The sequence below is a fragment of the Streptomyces sp. NPDC043853 genome (assembly GCF_056436025.1).
The window spans coordinates 156,779-175,208 of record NZ_JBWKDJ010000015.1 but is presented as its reverse complement, the minus strand read 5'-3'; the positions used below and the strand labels follow the sequence as shown (position 1 = coordinate 175,208).

Sequence of the window (18,430 nt, the reverse complement as noted above, 5' to 3'; positions counted from 1 at the left end):
CCTGACGCCCGCCGGCCCCCTGCTACGCCGACTCCTCGCGGTACGCCGCCGCCTCCTCCAGGTCCAGGCGGCGCAGCAGGGCCCGCAGCATCTCGTCGTCGATGCGGCGGGCGTCCCGGAGGGACACGAAGACCTCGCGTTCCGCCGCGATCATCTCCCGGGACAGCCGGCGGTAGACCTCGTCCGCCGACTCCCCCGTCATCGGGTTGGTCTCCCCCAGCCGTTCCCACACCGCGTTGCGGCGGCGCTCCAGCACCGTGCGCAGCCGGTCCGCCAGCGGTGGCGGGAGGGCGTTGGCGGGGTCGGCGAGCAGTTCCGTCAGCCGGTCGTCCGCCGCCCGCGAGGCCTCGCTCTGCGCCTGCGCCTCGGCCAGCGTCTCCGCCTGAGTGTCGCGCGGCGGCAGCCGCAGCACGCGGATCAGCGGCGGCAGCGTCAGTCCCTGCACCACCAGGGTGAGGATCACGGTGGTGAAGGTGAGGAAGAGGATCAGGTTCCGGTACGGGAAGTCGCCGCCGTCGTCCAGGGTCATCGGGATGGAGAAGGCGATGGCCAGGGACACCACGCCGCGCATCCCCGCCCAGCCGACGATCACCGGGGACTTCCAGTCGGTGCCCGGCTCCCGTTCCCGGATCCGCGCGGACAGCATCCGCGGCAGGAAGGTCGCCGGGAAGACCCACACGAACCGGGCCACCACCACCGCCAGGAACACCGCGGCGGCGTACCAGAGGGCCTGCCCGCCCTCGTAGTCCCCGAGCCCCCTCATCACCACCGGCAGCTGCAGGCCGATCAGGGCGAAGACCACGGACTCCAGGATGAAGGCGACCATCTTCCACACCGCCTCCTCCTGGAGCCGGGTGGCGAAGTCCACCTGCCAGGCCCGGTGGCCCAGGTACAGGGCGACCACGACCACCGCCAGCACCCCGGAGGCGTGCACCCGCTCGGCCGCCGCGTACGCCACGAACGGGATGAGGAGGGAGAGCGTGTTCTGGAGCAGCGGCTCGCGCAGCCGGGTGCGGAGGTGGTGGATGGGGACCATCAGCAGCAGGCCGACCCCGACGCCGCCCACCGAGGCCAGCAGGAACTCGGCGAAGCCGCCCGCCCAGCCCGCGCCCTCCCCGATCACCGCCGCCAGGGCGACCTTGTACGCGGTGATCGCGGTGGCGTCGTTCACCAGCGACTCGCCCTGCAGGATCGTCGTGATCCTGTTCGGCAGGCCCAGCCGCCGGGCGATCGCCGTCGCCGCCACCGCGTCCGGCGGGGCGATGACCGCTCCCAGGACCAGGGCCGCGGTCAGCGGCAGCCCCGGCACCAGCAGGTACGCCGCATAGCCGACGGCCAGGGTGGCGAACAGGACGTAGCCCACCGACAGCAGCGCGACCGGGCGCAGATTGGCCCGCAGGTCCAGGTACGAGCTGTCCACCGCGGCCGTGTACAGCAGCGGCGGCAGCACCAGCGGAAGCACCACGTGCGGGTCCAGTTCGTACGCCGGCACCCCGGGGACGTACGACGCGGCCAGTCCGACGGCGACCAGGAGCAGCGGGGCCGGTACCGGGGTCCGGCGGGCCAGGCCCGCCACCGCGGCACTGACCGCCACCAGTGCCACCAGCGGCAGTACTTCCATCGAAGATCAACCCTCCGTACCTCGTCGCGCGCCCCGACCTGCGTAACCTGGCCATCATGAGCGAGTGCCCGCACGTTGCAGAACTGCCGCGCCCCGAGCCGATCCCCCGCGCCCTGACCTGCCCGGAATGCGAAGCCGTCGGCAGCCACCCGGTGCAGCTGAGGCTCTGTCTCTGGTGCGGGCACGTGGCGTGCTGCGACTCCTCCCCGCACCGGCACGCGACGGCACATTTCCAGCAGACCGGGCATCCGGTGATGCGCAGCTACGAGCCGGGCGAGACCTGGCGGTGGTGTTTTGTCGATGCCTCGATCGTCTGAGGTTCGATCGCGCGCGGTGGGGTAGGTCAACCCTCCGCCGGTTCCCCCGATTTGGAACCCGCAGACCCCTAGCCACTGTGCGTACCCATGGGCTTACCATCGGTCACTGGCCGTGGATGGGGTTGCCCCGGGGGTGCCGCGACACGATCGTCCGGATCGCGATAGCGTCACCGGCGAACAGAGCTCGTACCACCTTGGAGGTGAGGGTGTCCCAGATCGCAGGCGAGCCCGGGACCCAGGACTTCGTGGAAGTCCGGCTGCCGGCCGCGGGTGCCTACCTGTCGGTGCTGCGAACGGCCACGGCCGGCCTCGCGGCACGTTTGGACTTCACCCTGGACGAGATCGAGGACCTCCGCATCGCGGTGGACGAAGCCTGCGCGATCCTGCTCCAGCAGGCCGTGCCCGGCTCCGTCCTCAGCTGTGTGTTCCGGCTGATCGAGGACTCGCTGGAGGTGACCGTGTCCGCGCCGACCACGGACGGGCGCGCACCCGAGCGCGACACCTTCGCCTGGACGGTCCTGTCGGCACTGGCCGGCAAGGTCGAGTCCACGGTCGAGGAGGACCGCACGGTCAGCATCAGCCTCTACAAACAGCGCGGCGCGGGACCAGGCGCGGCGTGAACGGCGGGGAGACCCCGGTGCGGGAGTCCGCCTCCGGCATCCCGGAACAGCAGGCCCGGCCGCACCCGGTGGCGGAGGACCTGACGGACGGCCGGGCGGACGGTCTTGCGGCAGACGGCTTTTTGGACTCGGCGGAGCGACGGGCGGGCCCTATGAGCGATAACGAGCACGAACACCACGAGGAGCAGCACGATCCGCGCGACCGCAGCGGCGCGCGGGCCCTGTTCCTGGAGCTGCGGGAACTCCCGGAGGGCTCCCCGCAGCGGGCCGAGCTCCGCAACCGGCTGGTGCGGATGCACCTGCCGCTGGTCGAGCACCTGGCGCGGCGGTTCCGCAACCGGGGCGAGCCCCTGGACGACCTGACACAGGTCGCCACCATCGGCCTGATCAAATCGGTGGACCGGTTCGACCCGGACCGCGGGGTCGAGTTCTCGACGTACGCGACCCCGACCGTGGTCGGCGAGATCAAGCGGCACTTCCGGGACAAGGGCTGGGCCGTCCGGGTCCCGCGCCGCCTCCAGGAGCTGCGGCTCTCGCTGACCACCGCCACGGCCGAGCTGTCCCAGCAGCACGGCCGCTCCCCCACGGTCCACGAGCTCGCCGAAAGGCTCGGGATCTCGGAGGAGGAGGTGCTGGAGGGGCTGGAATCGGCCAATGCCTACAGCACGCTCTCGCTGGACGTGCCGGACACGGACGACGAGTCGCCGGCCGTCGCGGACACGCTGGGCGCGGAGGACGAGGCGCTGGAGGGCGTCGAGTACCGCGAGTCGCTGAAGCCCCTGCTGGAGGGGCTGCCGCCGCGGGAGAAGCGGATCCTGCTGCTTCGCTTCTTCGGCAACATGACACAGTCGCAGATCGCCCAGGAAGTCGGCATCTCCCAGATGCACGTCTCCCGGCTGCTGGCCCGGACGCTGGCCCAGCTCCGGGACAAGCTGCTCGTCGAGGAGTAGCGGCGAGGTGCGCAGGGGGCCGCGCCGCCCGCCCCCTCCACGTCGGCCGCAGGGCCGGCTAGCGGCTCTCTTCGCGGGGCCCGATGCCCAGGGCCTGCGTGGCCGTCGGGTTCACCAGGAGCACCAGGACCGCCAGCGCGGCCACGGCCAGGGCCACCGCGGCGAAGGCCATCGCACCGCCGGTGGTCCACAGGGTCCAGGCCACCGGCATGGCCATGAACTGGGTGATCAGCGCCGGGCCGCGGCTCCAGCGGCGGCCCAGGCGCAGCCCGCGGGCCGCGATCAGCGGCAGCGCGGCGAGCCCGAGCACGGTGAGGCCGCCGGTCTCCGCCTGCTGCAGGGAGTCGGCATCGCCGGAGATGCCGACATAGAGGAGATAGACACCGAGGCCGGCCAGCGCGAGGCCCTCCAGCGCGGTGAGCGCCGCGGCGGCGGTCAGCCGGCCGGGCAGGGACTGGGTCTCGGAGGTCTGCTGCGTACTCACCCCAGCAGGGTAGCCGCGCCCGCCCGCCGGGCATCGGGGCAGGCAATATGGGTGAGCCCACACGGTGTGGGTACTCTGACGCTCATGCGTGCACTTCTCGTGGCCAACCCAGCAGCGACCACCACCAGTGCGCGTACGCGTGACGTCCTGATCCACGCCCTGGCCAGCGAGATGAAGCTGGAGGCGGTCACCACCGAGTACCGCGGGCACGCGCGGGACCTCGCCCGGCAGGCGGCGGAGAGCGGGAACATCGAGCTGGTCGTGGCGCTCGGCGGCGACGGCACGGTGAACGAGGTGGTCAACGGCCTGCTGCACGCGGGTCCGGACCCCGACCGGCTGCCCGGCCTGGCCGTGGTACCGGGCGGCTCCACCAACGTCTTCGCGCGGGCGCTCGGCCTCCCCAATGACGCGGTCGAGGCTACGGGCGCGCTGCTGGACGCGCTGCGCGAGCGGCGCGAGCGGACGGTGGGCCTGGGGCTGGCGGACGGCCCGGAGGGTTCGGACGACCAGGGGGTCCCGCCGCGCTGGTTCACCTTCTGCGCCGGATTCGGGTTCGACGCGGGGGTCGTCGGCCGGGTCGAACAGCAGCGCGAGCGCGGCAAGCGTTCGACGCACTCCCTCTACGTACGACAGCTCCTGCGGCAGTACCTCGACGAGCCGAACCGGCGGCGGGGCACCGTGACCCTGGAGCGGCCGGGCGCGGACCCGGTGCCGGGCCTGGTGCTGTCGATAGTGTGCAACACCTCACCCTGGACCTTCCTCGGGAACCGCCCGCTGTACGCGTCCCCGCAGGCGTCCTTCGACACCGCACTTGACGTGTTGGCGCTGAACCGTTTGTCAACTTCGGCCGTCGCGCGCTATGCGACACAGCTCCTGACCTCGACTCCTGAGCGCGGTCCGCGGGGCAAGCATGCACTGTCCCTGCACGATCTGACCGAGTTCACCTTGCATTCGAAGGTGCCGCTTCCTTTCCAGATGGACGGAGACCACCTCGGTCTGCGCACCAGCGTTCGGTTCACAGGCGTTCGCCGTGCACTGCGTGTGATTGTGTGAGTAGAAGGGGCCAAAGTCCTTTCACTCGAACGTTTAGGCGCCAGTCCACCCACTAGAAGTACGGCTGTGACCTAGTCGACACCGACGAATCAAAAAAAACTTTCCGGAAGGGGTTGTATCCCCGTCCGAGGTTTGCGAATCTCTACATGGCGATCGGGACAGCCCGCAGGACCGGCACCCACGAAGACCGCCAGAACCCCTCCACGAATCACGGACCGCCCCGGGAAACTGGGCGTTGGCCCTTCCCTTGCGGGGGGATTCGTGAAAGCGTTCACATTCACAAGCAACCTGCCCGCAATACAAGGAGATGGAGCAGCCATGGACTGGCGTCACAACGCCGTTTGCCGCGAGGAAGACCCCGAGCTCTTCTTCCCCATCGGCAACACCGGTCCTGCGCTGCTGCAGATCGAGGAAGCCAAGGCCGTCTGCCGCCGTTGCCCCGTCATGGAGCAGTGCCTGCAGTGGGCGCTCGAGTCCGGCCAGGACTCCGGTGTCTGGGGCGGCCTGAGCGAGGACGAGCGCCGCGCCATGAAGCGCCGCGCCGCCCGCAACCGGGCGCGCAACGCCAGCGCCTGATCATCGACTTTCGAGCCTCGAGCCGCAGCGCGTAGAACCCCGTAGCGAACGGCAACGTGCTCTTGAGCCCCGGACCGGGAGCCCCCCGGTCCGGGGCTCAGTGCTTTGTCCACAGCGTTTCGCCCACGCGCCGGCCGCCCGGTTCGGCCCGTTCGGCTACGCGGAGTGATGCTCGTGCGGACACTCTCCGTGACGGAGGAGCCGTCTCCGGCGGGCTACTTCTGGGGGCTGGCCGGGACGTCGAGCACGACCTTGGTGCCACGGCCGTCACCCGGAACCATGTCGAAGCTGCCGCCGAGCTCCCCTTCGACCAGGGTCCGGACGATCTGCAGCCCGAGGTTGCCGGCCTTCTGGGGGTCGAAGCCCTCGGGCAGTCCGCGGCCGTCGTCGAGCACCGTGATCAGCAGGCGGGCGTCGTCGCGGCCGGTGCCGCTGCGGGTCGCCGACACCTCGACCGTGCCCCGCTCCCCCGGCGCGAAGGCGTGCTCCAGGGCGTTCTGCAGGATCTCGGTGAGGACCATCGACAGCGGCGTGGCCACCTCGGCGTCCAGGATCCCGAACCGGCCCAGGCGCCGGCAGTCGACCTTCCCGGGCGAGATCTCCGCGACCATCGCGATCACGCGGTCGGCGATGTCGTCGAACTCGACCCGCTCGTCCAGGTTCTGCGAGAGCGTCTCGTGCACGATCGCGATCGAACCGACGCGCCGCACCGCCTCGTTGAGGGCCTCCCGGGCACTGGTCCCGCCCGGGGCGGCCGTGTCCATGCGCCGGGCCTGCAGCCGCAGCAGCGCGGCCACCGTCTGCAGGTTGTTCTTCACCCGGTGGTGGATCTCCCGGATGGTGGCGTCCTTGGTGATCAGTTCACGTTCGCGACGGCGCAGTTCGGTGACGTCCCGGCAGAGCACCAGCGAGCCGATCCGGGTGCCCTTGGGCTTCAGCGGGATCGCGCGGAGCTGGATCACCCCGCCGTTGCCCTCGACCTCGGTCTCCCGCGGCGCCCAGCCGCTGGCCAGCTTGACCAGCGCTTCGTCCACCGGCCCACGGGACGGCGCGAGTTCGGCGGTGGCGGTGCCCAGGTGCTGGCCGACCAGGTCGGAGGCCAGGCCGAGCCGGTGGTAGGCGGAGAGCGCGTTCGGGGACGCGTACGTCACCACGCCGTCGGCGTCCAGCCGCATCAGGCCGTCGCCGACGCGCGGCGAGGCGTCCATGTCGACCTGCTGACCGGGGAACGGGAAGGCTCCCGCGGCGATCATCTGCGCGAGGTCGGAGGCGGACTGCAGATAGGTGAGCTCCAGCCGGCTCGGTGTACGCACAGTGAGCAGGTTGGTGTTCCGGGCGATGACTCCGAGTACCCGGCCCTCGCGGCGCACCGGGATGGACTCGACCCGGACCGGGACCTCCTCCCGCCACTCCGGGTCGCCCTCGCGCACGATCCGCCCCTCGTCGAGGGCGGCGTCCAGCAGTGGGCGGCGGCCGCGCGGCACCAGGTGGCCGACCATGTCGTCCTGGTAGGAGGTGGGACCGGTGTTGGGCCGCATCTGGGCGACCGAGACGTAACGGGTGCCGTCCAGGGTGGGAACCCACAGGACCAGGTCCGCGAACGACAGGTCGGAGAGCAGCTGCCACTCCGACACCAGCATGTGGAGCCACTCCAGGTCGGTGTCACTGAGAGCGGTGTGCTGGCGTACGAGGTCGTTCATGGAGGGCACGAGTGCGAGCGTACCCCGGGTTCCGGACAAGACTTTCCCCACAGGAATACCCATGAGTACGGTGAGCCGCGTAACCTTGGAGGAAGCGACGGTTCGGAATCCGTTTCCGTGGGTGGATGGACAGAAGATATTGGTCTAGTCCACAATCGCCGTACAGCTTCCGTCCTCCCCGCACAGGAGGACGGATCGAGGAAGCCACGCGATCTGCCCTGACCGCGCAGGCACCTCTTGCCGGCCGCAGGAACCGCACACCTGCCGGCCGAAGAACTCCGGGCTACGGTGCCGGACGGGTTGAGGGTCCCGTCCCGGCACCGTGGCCCAGAGGAGTCCTCCCCCGCGCCGGTCACTCCGGCCAGGCGCGGAGCGCCGTCTCGGCCACCGCCTCCAGCTCTTCCCGGCTCGCGCCGTCCCGCGACTGCACGGACATCCCCTGGAGCACCGCCCCGCAGTACCGGGCCAGCGCGTGCGCGTCGGTGTCCGCCGGCAGCTCACCGACGGCGACGTCCGCCCGGATCCTGCTCTCGAAGGCCGCCAGGTTGGCCTCCCGCCGGGACCGCAGCGCCTCCGCCACCTCCTCGGAGGTGGTGTTGACGGCCGCGCTGATCACCAGGCAGCCGGGCGGGTGGGCCGGGTCGGTGTAGACCTCGGCGGCCTCGCGCAGGATGCGCGTGATCGCGGCCCGCGCGGTGGGCTCCTCCTCCAGCGCGACGCTCGCGAAGTCGCCGTAGCGGCCGCCGTAGACCACCACGACCTCGTCGAAGAGCTTGCGCTTGTCGCCGAAGGCCGCGTAGAGGCTGGGCGCGCCGATGCCCATGGCCTTGGTGAGGTCCGAGATCGAGGTCGCCTCGTAGCCGCGCTCCCAGAAGGCGGTCATCGCCTTGTCGAGAGCCGCGTCGCGGTCGAAGGAGCGGGGCCTGCCGCGCTGTCCGGTCACCATGCGCCAATTCTATAGCGCACGCTAGAAAATCTGGTACGGTCCCCGTCGTCAGGTTCTGTATCGATCGCTATGGAAAGGGGTGCGCCATGGGCGTGCTCGACGGGAAGACGGCAGTGGTCACGGGCGGCAGCCGGGGCATCGGAGCGGCGATCGCGAAGCGGCTGGCCCGCGAGGGCGCCCTGGTCGCCGTCCACTACGGCAGCAACGAGGCGGCGGCGAAGGAGACCGTGACCGGTATCGAGGCGGCCGGCGGGCGCGCCTTCGCGATCCGGGCGGAGCTGGGGGTCCCGGGTGACGCGGAGGCGCTCTGGGCGGCCTACGCGGCCCACCCGCTGAGCACCGAGGGGGTGGACGTCCTGGTGAACAACGCGGGCGCCCCCGTGTTCGCGGACATCGAGGCGACCGACGAGGAGGCCTACGACCGGGCGCACGCGCTCAACGCCAAGGCGCCCTTCTTCGTCATCCGGCAGGGACTGCCGCGGCTGCGCGACGGCGGCCGGATCGTGAACGTGACCGGCACCCCGGACATCGCCCTGCCCGCGATCCTGGCGACCGTCGCCGCGAAGGGCGCGGTGAACGCCCTGACCGTGTCGCTGGCCGCACAGCTCGCGCCGCGCGGGATCACCGTGAACTCGGTGGGCCCCGGCGTGACCGAGACCGACCTCAACGCGGGCTGGCTGGCCGACCCGGCGGCCCGGGCGCACGTGGAGTCCCGCTCGGTGTTCCACCGGCTGGGGACCGCGGACGAGGTCGCCGGTGTGGTGGCCTTCCTGGCCTCGCCGGACGCGCAGTGGGTGACCGGCCAGCACCTGGCCGCGACCGGCGGCCTCCAGCTCGCCCTGCTCTGACCCGCACCGCGCCGGGCGCCCGCCCGTCACGTCCGGGACGGGTCGGGCGGGCGCCGGGAGGCCGGGTCGGCCGGCCGGGAACACCATGGAAGTCGGCCGTGGAACACCGCCGGGAAGCAGGGCCGGAAAGCGCAGCCGGAAAGGGGACGGCTCTGCTAGATTGGTCTATACCACACCGCCCAGACCCCCGAGGCCGCACCGGGGGACCCCTCTCCAGATCGGCAGGCCCAGCGTGGAAGTTGTCATCGTCCCGGACGCCAAGGCAGGCGGCGAGCTCATCGCGGAGGCCATGGCCGCCCTGGTCCGCCGCAAGCCCGACGCCCTCCTGGGCGTGGCGACCGGCTCGACGCCGCTGCCCATCTACGAGGCCCTGGCCGGCAAGGTCGCGCGCGGCGAGGTCGACGCTTCCCGCGCCCGGATATGCCAGCTCGACGAGTACGTCGGCCTGCCCGCCGGCCACCCCGAGTCCTACCGCGCGGTCGTGCTCCGCGAGGTCGTCGAGCCGCTCGGGCTGACCGAGGCCTCGTTCATGGGCCCCGACGGCTCCGCCGAGGACGTCCAGGCGGCCTGCGGCGCCTACGACCGGGCGCTGGCCGAGGCCGGCGGCGTGGACCTCCAGCTGCTCGGCATCGGCACCGACGGACACATCGGCTTCAACGAGCCGTGCTCCTCGCTGGCCTCCCGCACCCGCATCAAGACGCTCACCGAGCAGACCCGGGTGGACAACGCCCGCTTCTTCGACGACGACATCGACCAGGTGCCGCACCACGTCATCACCCAGGGCATCGGCACCATCCTGGACGCGCGCCACCTGGTGCTGCTCGCCACCGGCGAGGGGAAGGCCGAGGCCGTCGCGCAGACCGTCGAGGGCCCGCTCTCCGCCCTGGTCCCGGCCTCCGCGCTGCAGCTGCACCCGCACGCCACGGTGGTGGTGGACGAGGCCGCGGCCTCGAAGCTGAAGCTGGCCGACTACTTCCGCCACACGTACGCCAACAAGCCGGCCTGGCAGGGCCTGTAGCCCTCGCCCCCGGCCGCCCCTTCAGTACCGGGTCAGTACCGGGTCGTGGTCGCCCCGGCGCCCGGCGACCCGGGCCTTCCGGCCTCCGCCCGCCAGGCGTCGGCCAGTTCGGCGGGGAAGCGGCGTCCGCTGCGGGTCAGCAGCACTCCGGGCGCGAGCTCGGCCTCGTCGCCCGGCCGGAACGCCCGCCCGCCGTCCTTCGGCAGCGGCTCCCACGGCCCGAACCGGCCCCGCTTGCCGGCCCGGCGCAGCCGGGTGCCGTAGCTGCTGACGTCCCGGATCGTCACCGAGCCCCGCACGGCCGACAGGGTCACGTGCGTACGGCTCACACGCGCGGCCATCTCCGGCGCCAGCAGGCTGTGCAGTGCGATGCCCTCCGGCACCGGCAGCCTGCCCACCGCGACCTCGGCGCCCTCGGCCAGGGTGTAGCGGGCCACGCAGGCCCCGTCCACCACGGCCTTGAGCTGGGCGGTGCCGCGGCGCGGACCGGCGTCCGCCAAGGGCCCGCCGTGCAGCTCGCAGGTCGGCACGCCGCACCGCATCCGCGGCAGCAGGACCCGGCCGCCCTTCCCGGCGTCGTAGAGCGAACAGCGGGGCTCCGGGCAGGTCCACGAGCGCATCAGCACCTCGGTGAGCGGGGTGCTCGACGGCCCCAGGAGGCCCTGCTTCTTCAGCGCGTCGAGCTCCATCTTCCGGGAGATCTCGGACGCCGAGCAGACCCCCATGTCCACCGCCACCAGGGCGACCGTGCCGCCGGCGCGCGGCTCGGGGCGGAGGAACTGCCAGGTGTTCCCCTGGATCCAGGAGTGCGCGAGGCGGTGGTCCACGTACCGGTCGCCGGTGATCACCCGCATGCCGGTCATCCGGGCCAGCTCCAGGATCCGCTCGTCGGCGTCGCCGACCTCCTCGACCAGCCCGTCGGCCACCCAGCGGCGCAGCCGCCGGACCTCGCCCTGGTCGGCGAATTCGCGCCAACCGCCCAGCAGGCTGGCGTCGGCCACCAGATGGACGGAGACGTCCGGATCGCGGGTGAGTTCCATCAGGGCGCGGAGCACCAGGCCGAGCCGGCGCAGCGAGCGGAGACCGCGCGGCCCGATGTCCTTCTGCCGCACCACGTTGGAGAGTTCGACCAGATAGTCGGCCCGTTCGGCGGAGACCGCCAGGTGGTGTTCCACATGTCCCCCACGGCTGGGTGCTCTTGCGCCGTTTACCCTCTGCAGCGCTCCGTGCACATATAGCATCCCTCCCGTGACGGGGGGAGATGATCTCATCAACACCACTGGTTCATGGCACCCGTTGGGGCCGCTCGACCCGCAGGACCCGCGCGAGGTGGCCGGATACCGGCTGCTCGCCAGGATCGGCGAGGGCGGGATGGGTTCGGTCTACCTCTCGCGCACCCGGGGCGGCCAGCCGGTCGCGCTGAAGGTGATCCGCCGGGAGTACGCGCAGGACGAGGAGTTCCGGCGGCGCTTCGAGCAGGAGGCGCGGGCCGCCCGGCAGGTGCAGGGCTACCACATCGTGCCGGTCGTCGACCACGACACCGCGGGCCCGCAGCCGTGGCTCGCCACCACCTACGTCCCGGGGCTGCCGCTGGACGCGGTGCTGGCCGCGTACGGGCCGCTGCCGGAGGCCGCCGCGCTCCAGCTCGCCGGATGCGTGGCGGAGGCCCTGCAGGCGGTGCACAAGGCGGGGGTGATCCACCGCGATCTGAAGCCGAGCAACGTGATCATCGGCTCGGACGGGCCGTGGGTCATCGACTTCGGCATCGCGCGGGCCGCCGACGCCACCCAGCTCACCCGGAGCGGCGGCTTCATCGGCACCCCGCAGTACATGTCGCCGGAGCACGCGGGCGGCCTGCCGCTGACGCCCGCCAGCGACGTCTTCTCGCTGGGCCTGATCGCGGCGGTCAGCGCGACCGGGCGGCATCCGTACGGGGACGCCGGCGCGATCACCGTGGCCGCCCAGATCGCCAACACCGCGACCCGGCCCCCGGACCTGTCCGGATACCCCGAACCGCTGCGGACCGTGCTGACGCACTGTCTGGCCGCCGACCCGCGGGACCGGCCCGGACCGGCCGAACTGGCCGCACTGTGCGAGCAGTTCTCCGGCCGTTCGCTGCGGGACTTCGGCGGCTGGCTGCCCGCCCCGCCGGCCGCGGACATCGCCCGGCGGGAGCAGGCGGCGCGGCAGCTGCCCGAGCCGTCCGACGCGGGGCCGGCGGCGTACGGGGCGACCGTACCGCCGGGACACACGTACGGGGCGCCCACCGGGGCCGGGTACGGCACCGGGGTCGCGGGCGAGTACGCCACCGGTCCCGGACCGGACACCGGAGCGACGCACCTGCGGCAGCCCGCGGCTCCGGCCGGGCCGCCCGCGGGACCGCCGCCCGGCCCTCCCGGCGCCGGGGCGGTGCCGCCGCCCGCCCCCGCCCGCCGTACCGGCCGCTCTGTGGTGATCGGCGCCGTGGCGGTGGCCGTGGCGGCGGTGGCCGTGGCGGGCTGGGCGCTGACCCGGAAGGACGATCCGGACACGAACGCGGGCGGGGCCACCGGCGGGAAGCCGGGCGCCGCCGCGCAGCCGTCGGCCTCCTCCGGCCAGTCCTCCGCACCCTCGCAGCCGCCGGCCGCGTCCCCGTCGCAGGGCTCCGGATCCGGCGGGGCTGCCGACCCTTCGGCACCGTCCGCATCCTCCGGCGGCCCGTACAAGCTGCTGTTCGAGAAGCGGCCGTTCGCGATGCGCTTCCCGTCCACCGGGTACTCCCACGGCGACCTGGACACCCCGAAGATGGTGCCCTCCGGGTCCGACTTCAACGAGACGGAGCTGATCTACTCCGCCGCGGGCGACGAGAGGCGCTACCGGGCGCTGAAGTTCCTGACCCCGATGGGAGTGAGCGACGGATCCACTCCGGAGCAGTGCGAGAAGGCGGCGGGCGGCAACGCCCTGTCCCAGGAGCTCGACGCGGACGCGATCGAGCGGTACCTGACGCCGGGCGCGATCCTGTGCACCATCACCCAGGAGAAGAACCTGGCGATGATGAAGATCACGAAGGTGGAGGACAACGCCGGCAAGCCGGACTTCCTCACCGAGCTGACGCTCTGGGACATGCCCTGACCTGCGGTAGGCCCTGACGGTACGTGCTGACACAGCACCGGAGGCCGGGCTTCCCCCCTGGGAAGCCCGGCCTCCGGTGTACCCGTACCGGCGCGTGGTCGGGGGCCGGTACGGGGCCGGCGCGCGCGGCGCTGCACACGCCGGAGCCGGAGTCGCAGTCACCCGGTCGGTGACGCGGGCCCGCTCAGGCCCCCGCGATGACCTCGGCCGCGGCACGGCCGCAGACCCGGGCCGCGCCGTGCGTGGCGATGTACAGCGCACCGGCCGGCTCCGCGCGCGGCAGGCCCATCTCCACGACCACGGTGTCGGGTCGCGCCGCGACCAGCGCGGCGACGGCCGCTTCCATCCACGGGTGGCGGTGCGCGTCGCGGACCACCGCGACGATGGTGCGGTCGCCCGCGGCCGCCAGGACGTCCGCGGGATCGGCCCCCTCCGCGTAGGTGCCCGCCTCGGTGCCGGGGACCAGCGCGGCCAGTTCCGCGGCCACGCCCCAGGGGGTCTCGTCGCCCACCGCGATGTTCGCGACCGGGGTGAGCGTCGCGACGTAGGGCCGGCGTACCGGAGCCGTGGCGCCGGAGACGGTCAGCGCCCGGCGGGCCGCGGTGAGGCCGATGCCGGACGCGCCGCTCCCCTCCGGCCGCGCGTCCGGCGTGAGGGCCGGGGCCTGCGTACGGGCCCGCCGGGTCCAGTCCGCGAGCGCCCGTACCCTGGCGGCCGCGTCGGCGAGCCGCTCCTCGGGCAGGGAGCCCTCGCGCACCGCGTCGACCAGGGCGTCCCGCAGTCGCAGCACGGTGGCCTCGTCGGCGAGTCCGCCGCCCACGCAGATCGCGTCGGCGCCGGCCGCGATGGCCAGCACCGAGCCGCGCTCGATCCCGTAGGTCCCGGCGATGGCGTTCATCTCCATGCCGTCGGTGACGATCAGGCCCTCGTAGCCGAGCTCCTTGCGGAGCAGACCGGTGAGGATCTGCGGGCTGAGGGTGGCGGGCCGGGTCGGGTCCAGGGACGGGACCAGGATGTGGGCGCTCATCACCGCCTTGGTGCCGGCCGCGATGGCCGCCCGGAAGGGCACCAGCTCGCGGGCGTGCAGCGTGTCGAGGTCGGCGTCGATGCGCGGCAGGGCGTGGTGGGAGTCGACGTTGGTGTCGCCGTGACCGGGGAAGTGCTTGGTGCAGGCGGCCACGCCCGCGGCCTGGAGTCCCTCGACGTAGGCGGCGGTGTGCCGGGCCGCGAGGTGGGTGTCGGCGCCGAAGGACCGTACCCCGATGACCGGGTTGTCCGGGTTGGAGTTGACGTCGGCGGACGGTGCCCAGTTGAGGTTGACCCCGCACTCGGCGAGGCGGCGGCCCAGCTCGTGGGCCACGTCCCGGGTCAGGGCGGTGTCGTCCACCGCGCCGAGTGCGAGGTTGCCGGGGAAGGAGGAGCCGTCGCGCACCTCCAGGCGGGTCACGTCGCCGCCTTCCTCGTCGATGGCGACGAGGACGTCCTCGCGTTCGGCGCGCAGCTGCGCGGTGAGCGCGGCGAGCTGGCCGGGCGAGGCGATGTTGCGGCCGAACAGGCCGACCGCGGTGAGTCCTTCGGAGACCCGGCGGAGCAGCCAGGCGGGGGCGGTGGTGCCCTCGAATCCGGGCTGGAGGACGGCCAGGGCGTCCTGGGTCAGGGTGTCCACCCGGTGCGCGAGGACGGTCATGTGCCTCATCCCTTCACTGCGCCGGCGGTCATGCCGCCGACGGCCTTGCGCTGGAGGAAGACGAAGATCAGCAGCACCGGCAGGGCGAACAGGGTGGAGGCGGCCATGGTGGCGCCCCAGTCGTTGCCGAAGGCGGTCTGGAACTGGGTGAGCCAGAGCGGGAGGGTCTGCGCGCTCTTGTCCTTGTTCAGGATCAGGACCATCGCGAACTCGTTCCAGGCGGTGATGAAGCCGAAGAGCGAGGTGGACATCAGGCCCGGGGCGAGCAGCGGGAAGATCACCTTGCGGAAGGCCTGGCCGCGGGTGCAGCCGTCGATCTGGGCGGCCTCCTCCAGGGTGACCGGGACGGCGGCGATGAAGCCGCGCAGGGTCCAGATGGTGAAGGGCAGGACCATCACGAAGTAGATCGCGGTGAGCAGCGGGAGGCTGTTCAGCATCTCCGCGTCGCGGGCGATCATGTACATCGCGATGACCATGACCTCCCAGGGGGCCATCTGCGCCATCATCACGCCGAGCACCAGGCCCTTGCGGCCCTTGAACTTCATCCGGGCGATGGCGAAGCTCGCGGCGAGGGCGACGAGCAGGGCCAGCAGGACGGCGGCGACGGTGACGACCAGGCTGTTCCGCACGTAGGTCCAGAACAGCTCGACGCCGGTGGCGGTGCCGAAGTTCTCGAAGGTCGGGGTGAAGACGAAGACCGGGTCCTTGGTGAGGATCTCGCTGGACGGCTTGAGCGCCGAGGAGATCATCCAGTAGACCGGGAAGACGAAGACCACGGCCAGGAGGAGCGCGGCGAGGTTCTTGGCGACCGCGGCGGGCCGGACCGGCCTGCGCGTGCGGAGGGTCTGGCGCGTGGTCTGCTGCGGGTGCGTGCTCAACTCTCGTCCTCCTGCTTGAGGATCAGGCGGAAGTAGAAGGACATGACGACCACGAGCATGACGATCGTCAGCACGGAGATCGCGGCCGCGAGGCCGTAGTGGCCCTGGCTCTGGCCCTCGATGTAGGCGAAGACCGGGAGGGTCTCGGAGGCGCGGTCGGGGCCGCCGGCCCGCATCGCGTAGACCTGGGTGAACACCTTGAAGATCCAGATCACCTCCAGGAAGGTGGTGATCAGGAAGAAGGACTTCAGGTTGGGGAAGACGACCTTCCAGAAGGTCTGCCAGCCGTTCGCGCCGTCCATCTTGGCGGCCTCGTACAGCTCGGCTCCCACCGTGGTGAGGCCGGCGTACATGTTGAGGGCGACGAAGGGGATGGAGCCCCAGACCACCAGGACGGTGATGATCGCCAGGGTGGAGAAGCCGGTCTCGAACCAGTTGTGCTGCTCGTAGCCGGAGAAGCCGAGCGTGCGCATCATCCAGTTGACGACGCCGAACTGCTCGTCGAAGAGCCACTGGAAGACGGTGACCGAGGCGACGATGGGCATGGCCCAGGCCATCACCAGGGACACCGAGAGGACCAGGCGCATCCACTTGCCCAGGCGGTTGAGCAGGATGCCGATGAGGCTGCCGAGCACCATGACGAGCGCGACGTTGGCGGCCGTGAAGGCGAAGGTCCGGACGACCACGGTCCAGAACTGGGAGTCGCCGAGCAGTTCGGTGTAGTTGTCGAACCCGGTGAACGGGGTCTTGCGCTGGATCAGTTCGATCCGGTTGACCCGCTGGAAGGACAGCAGGATGTTCTTGGCGAACGGGTAGAGCAACAGCCCGGCGAGGCTGATGACGGCCGGCGCGATCAGCGCGTACGGCAGCCAGCCGGACGGCAGCGACTTCCTGCCCCCGCGAGGAGACGGCCGGTCCGGTCCGGGAGCGGTCTGCGTCGGCGGCGCGGGCGGGCTTCCGGCGGACTTCTGTGGTGCGTCCTCTGGAGCGCTGGTCGTCGCTCCCCGGGAGTGCACGGTCATGTCGTTGTTTCCTCGCGGTTGACTGTGGCGTCAATGCGCGACCGGGGGCACGGCGAGCGCTGGGGCGCGTCTGCCGCACCCCCGGTGCGTGGTGGTGCTCGGGTGGTGCTGTCCGGCAGCCGGGCGTTACTTGTTGATGCGGCTCGCGATTTCCTTGTCGGCCGCCTCGCCCGCCTTCGTGGCGTCCTCACCCTTGAGGACCTTGGTCATGAACTCCTTGATGGGGTTCGGCTCGGTCTCGACGTTCGCCCAGCCCGGGGTGATCGGGGTGATCTTGCCGGAGACGGCGCCCTGGGCCATGGCCTCGGCGAAGGAGCCGGCCGGGGCCTTGAAGTTCGCGGCCTCCTGGTTGGGCAGCAGCGCGCCCTTGAGCTCGGCGGCGTACTTGGTCATCTGGTCCTTGCCGGCGGCGAGGGCCAGCCACTCCTTGGCCAGGTCCTTGTTCTTGGAGCGCTCGGCGATGGCGAGGTTGGAGCCGCCGAGGAAGGTGGCGCCCGGCTTGTCCGCGGTCTTGCCGGGGATCGGGAAGTAACCGAAGTCGGCTTCCTTGCCCGCGTCCTTCAGGGCCTTCTCGGCGCCGGCGGCCTCCCAGCCGAGACCGATCCAGGAGGCGACGCCGCCCTTGGGAACGATGTCGGTGGACTGCTGCGGAGTGGCCTCGTCCTTGTCCTTGGGGGCGGTGGAATAACCCTGGAGCTTCTTGTAGAACTCCATGCCGTTCTTGGCGGCGGGGGTGCCGAGCTGGCCCTTCCACTTGTCGCCGTCCTTGACGGCGAGGTCGCCGCCCTCGTCCCAGACGAAGCCGGCGAGGACGTACCAGCTCTGGCCCGGGAGGTAGATGGGCTGGGTGGCCGGGTCGGCGGCCTTCAGCTTCTCCAGGCCGGCGATCCACTCGTCGCGGGTCTTGGGCGGGGTGACGCCAGCCTTGGCGTAGGCCTTCTTGTCGTAGACGACCACACGGTTGGCGGCGTACCAGGGGGCGGAGTACAGCTTGCCGTCCACCTCGGCGGAGGGGAGCATGCTCTTGGCCCAGGCGTCCGCGCCGAGCTTGGCCTTGTCGGCGGTGAGGTCGGCGAGGCCGCCGGTGACCGCGTAGCCGGAGGTCTGGGTGTTGCCGAGCTCGATGACGTCCGGCGGGGTGTTCTCGGAGAGGGCCGTGGTGACCTTCTCCTGGATGCCCTTCCACTGCTGGACCTCGACCTTGACCTTGGTGCCCGGGTGCGCGGCCTCGAACTCCTTGTTCACCGCGTCGAGCCACGGCTCGGGCGCGGAGCCGTCCATCACCCAGACGGTGAGCTCCTTGTTGCCGTTCGCGTCGGTCTTCCCCTTGTCATCGTCCCCGCCGCCACACGCCGCGAGGCCGATCACCATGCCCGCGACACCGACCGCCGCGATGAGCTTGCGCTTCACGCCACCCTCCTCAGGGATGCTGCATTGCACTTCCCTTGCCCGCCGCGATGACATACGCCAAGTACTGCCTGTGGGGCTGGGACCTGGTTCATGATTGGTTTAGACCAGTACCCGGAGCTTGGCCTAGACCTTTAGGGGTGTCAAGGGTCTAATGAGCGGGTGCTCGGTCCGTTACCGGACCGACACCTG

General features: G+C 71.6%; 17 protein-coding genes. 8 read left to right on the top strand and 9 right to left on the bottom strand.

Going from position 1 to position 18,430, the window contains the following annotated elements:
• Positions 1 to 22: 22 nt before the first annotated feature.
• Positions 23 to 1,621 (bottom strand): Na+/H+ antiporter, encoded by a 1,599-nt coding sequence (locus tag AC067U_RS31195; protein ID WP_478833165.1) that lies wholly within the window; start codon positions 1,619 to 1,621, stop codon positions 23 to 25.
• A gap of 56 nt (positions 1,622 to 1,677) precedes the next feature.
• On the opposite strand from AC067U_RS31195, the gene AC067U_RS31190 reads away from it, so the two are divergent.
• From AC067U_RS31190 to AC067U_RS31180, 3 genes are all read left to right on the top strand, one after another.
• Positions 1,678 to 1,938, top strand: a complete 261-nt coding sequence (locus AC067U_RS31190; RefSeq protein ID WP_478833164.1) for a UBP-type zinc finger domain-containing protein — start codon at positions 1,678 to 1,680, stop codon at positions 1,936 to 1,938.
• A 206-nt stretch (positions 1,939 to 2,144) separates the two neighbouring features.
• Positions 2,145 to 2,558, top strand: coding sequence for an ATP-binding protein (locus tag AC067U_RS31185; RefSeq protein WP_393579917.1), 414 nt, complete (start codon positions 2,145 to 2,147; stop codon positions 2,556 to 2,558).
• On the top strand, positions 2,555 to 3,508 hold the full coding sequence (locus AC067U_RS31180; protein ID WP_478833163.1) for an RNA polymerase sigma factor SigF: 954 nt from the start codon (positions 2,555 to 2,557) through the stop codon (positions 3,506 to 3,508). Before AC067U_RS31185 ends, AC067U_RS31180 begins: the two co-directional genes overlap by 4 nt.
• A 58-nt stretch (positions 3,509 to 3,566) precedes the next feature.
• Here AC067U_RS31180 and AC067U_RS31175 read toward each other — a convergent pair whose 3' ends face one another.
• The gene (locus AC067U_RS31175) at positions 3,567 to 3,992 is read right to left on the bottom strand and encodes a hypothetical protein (protein ID WP_478833162.1); all 426 of its coding nucleotides are present in this window, start codon (positions 3,990 to 3,992) and stop codon (positions 3,567 to 3,569) included.
• Between the two features lie 84 nt (positions 3,993 to 4,076).
• On the opposite strand from AC067U_RS31175, the gene AC067U_RS31170 reads away from it, so the two are divergent.
• Both AC067U_RS31170 and AC067U_RS31165 read left to right on the top strand, forming a co-directional pair.
• Entirely contained in the window at positions 4,077 to 5,045 is a 969-nt protein-coding gene (locus tag AC067U_RS31170) for a diacylglycerol/lipid kinase family protein (protein WP_478833161.1), read from the top strand.
• A 318-nt stretch (positions 5,046 to 5,363) separates the two neighbouring features.
• The gene (locus AC067U_RS31165) at positions 5,364 to 5,621 is read left to right on the top strand and encodes a WhiB family transcriptional regulator (protein ID WP_003953983.1); all 258 of its coding nucleotides are present in this window, start codon (positions 5,364 to 5,366) and stop codon (positions 5,619 to 5,621) included.
• A gap of 215 nt (positions 5,622 to 5,836) precedes the next feature.
• Here AC067U_RS31165 and AC067U_RS31160 read toward each other — a convergent pair whose 3' ends face one another.
• On the bottom strand, positions 5,837 to 7,321 hold the full coding sequence (locus AC067U_RS31160; RefSeq protein ID WP_478833186.1) for a sensor histidine kinase: 1,485 nt from the start codon (positions 7,319 to 7,321) through the stop codon (positions 5,837 to 5,839).
• Positions 7,322 to 7,673: 352 nt separating this feature from the next.
• Positions 7,674 to 8,267 carry a TetR/AcrR family transcriptional regulator gene (locus AC067U_RS31155; protein ID WP_478833160.1) on the bottom strand — a complete coding sequence of 198 codons (594 nt, stop codon included), beginning with the start codon at positions 8,265 to 8,267 and terminating at the stop codon, positions 7,674 to 7,676.
• 86 nt (positions 8,268 to 8,353) lie between these two features.
• Between AC067U_RS31155 and AC067U_RS31150 the strand changes: the two genes are divergently transcribed.
• On the top strand, positions 8,354 to 9,115 hold the full coding sequence (locus AC067U_RS31150) for an SDR family oxidoreductase (RefSeq protein ID WP_478833159.1): 762 nt from the start codon (positions 8,354 to 8,356) through the stop codon (positions 9,113 to 9,115).
• A gap of 232 nt (positions 9,116 to 9,347) precedes the next feature.
• A complete protein-coding gene (gene nagB / locus AC067U_RS31145) occupies positions 9,348 to 10,133 on the top strand; it encodes a glucosamine-6-phosphate deaminase (protein ID WP_478833158.1) in 786 nt (261 codons plus the stop codon).
• Positions 10,134 to 10,165: 32 nt separating this feature from the next.
• Here nagB and AC067U_RS31140 read toward each other — a convergent pair whose 3' ends face one another.
• On the bottom strand, positions 10,166 to 11,308 hold the full coding sequence (locus AC067U_RS31140) for an FHA domain-containing protein (RefSeq protein ID WP_478833157.1): 1,143 nt from the start codon (positions 11,306 to 11,308) through the stop codon (positions 10,166 to 10,168).
• A 73-nt stretch (positions 11,309 to 11,381) separates the two neighbouring features.
• On the opposite strand from AC067U_RS31140, the gene AC067U_RS31135 reads away from it, so the two are divergent.
• Positions 11,382 to 13,244 carry a serine/threonine-protein kinase gene (locus AC067U_RS31135; protein WP_478833156.1) on the top strand — a complete coding sequence of 621 codons (1,863 nt, stop codon included), beginning with the start codon at positions 11,382 to 11,384 and terminating at the stop codon, positions 13,242 to 13,244.
• A 184-nt stretch (positions 13,245 to 13,428) separates the two neighbouring features.
• Here AC067U_RS31135 and AC067U_RS31130 read toward each other — a convergent pair whose 3' ends face one another.
• From AC067U_RS31130 to AC067U_RS31115, 4 genes are all read right to left on the bottom strand, one after another.
• Entirely contained in the window at positions 13,429 to 14,931 is a 1,503-nt protein-coding gene (locus AC067U_RS31130) for a glycoside hydrolase family 3 protein (protein WP_478833155.1), read from the bottom strand.
• A gap of 5 nt (positions 14,932 to 14,936) precedes the next feature.
• On the bottom strand, positions 14,937 to 15,713 hold the full coding sequence (locus AC067U_RS31125; protein ID WP_478833185.1) for a carbohydrate ABC transporter permease: 777 nt from the start codon (positions 15,711 to 15,713) through the stop codon (positions 14,937 to 14,939).
• Between the two features lie 92 nt (positions 15,714 to 15,805).
• Complete coding sequence (locus AC067U_RS31120) at positions 15,806 to 16,831, bottom strand: carbohydrate ABC transporter permease (protein WP_478833154.1); 1,026 nt, start codon at positions 16,829 to 16,831, stop codon at positions 15,806 to 15,808.
• 126 nt (positions 16,832 to 16,957) lie between these two features.
• Complete coding sequence (locus AC067U_RS31115) at positions 16,958 to 18,241, bottom strand: extracellular solute-binding protein (RefSeq protein WP_478833153.1); 1,284 nt, start codon at positions 18,239 to 18,241, stop codon at positions 16,958 to 16,960.
• Positions 18,242 to 18,430 lie beyond the last annotated feature (189 nt).